The 583-nt window shown below is 69.8% G+C and carries 2 pseudogenes; both read right to left on the bottom strand.

The annotated features are described in order from the left end of the window. Nucleotides 1-267 (bottom strand): annotated as a pseudogene (locus HCN08_RS34545) (2-oxoacid:ferredoxin oxidoreductase subunit beta); the annotation flags it as partial. Then, nucleotides 260-583, bottom strand: a pseudogene (locus HCN08_RS34540) (2-oxoacid:acceptor oxidoreductase subunit alpha); the annotation flags it as partial. The pseudogenes HCN08_RS34540 and HCN08_RS34545, both read right to left, overlap by 8 nt.

Below are 583 nucleotides of genomic sequence, written 5' to 3'. Positions count from 1 at the left end.
GCCGGTGGCGATGGCGGGGGCCCGGCCGTGGATGGAGTGCATGCCGTAGGTGTTCATGTAGTACGGGAACCGGGACGAGCAGCCGATCCCGGAGACGAACACCACGTTCTCGCGCGCGAGCCCGAGCTCGGGCATGAACGACTGCACCGCCGCCAGCACGGCGTAGTCACCGCAGCCCGGGCACCAGCGCACCTCCTGGTCGGACTTGAAGTCCTTCATCGACTGCTTCGCGGTCGCCTTGGGGACCAGCGTCAGCGCCTCAGACATCCGCACTCTCCTCCGCCTTCGCGATGATGGCCTGCGCGAGCTGTTCCGCCTTGAAGGGCAGCCCGGTCACCTGGTTCAGGGAGCGGGCGTCGACCAGGTACTTCGCCCGCAGCAGGTGGGCGAGCTGGCCGAGGTTCATCTCGGGGACGACGACGCGGTCGTAGGAGCGCAGGATCTGCCCGAGGTTGGCCGGGAAGGGGTTGAGGTGGCGCAGGTGGGCCTGGGCGATCGTCTGCCCGGCGCCGCGGATCCGGCGGACGGCCGCGGTGATGGGGCCGTAGGTGGAGCCCCAGCCGATGACCAGGGTGCGGGCAGT

The sequence above is a fragment of the Actinacidiphila epipremni genome (assembly GCF_012034175.1).
Classification (GTDB): Bacteria; Actinomycetota; Actinomycetes; order Streptomycetales; family Streptomycetaceae; genus Actinacidiphila; species Actinacidiphila epipremni.
Note: the sequence above shows the minus strand (reverse complement) of the source record. Positions and strands in the feature narration are given on the sequence as shown.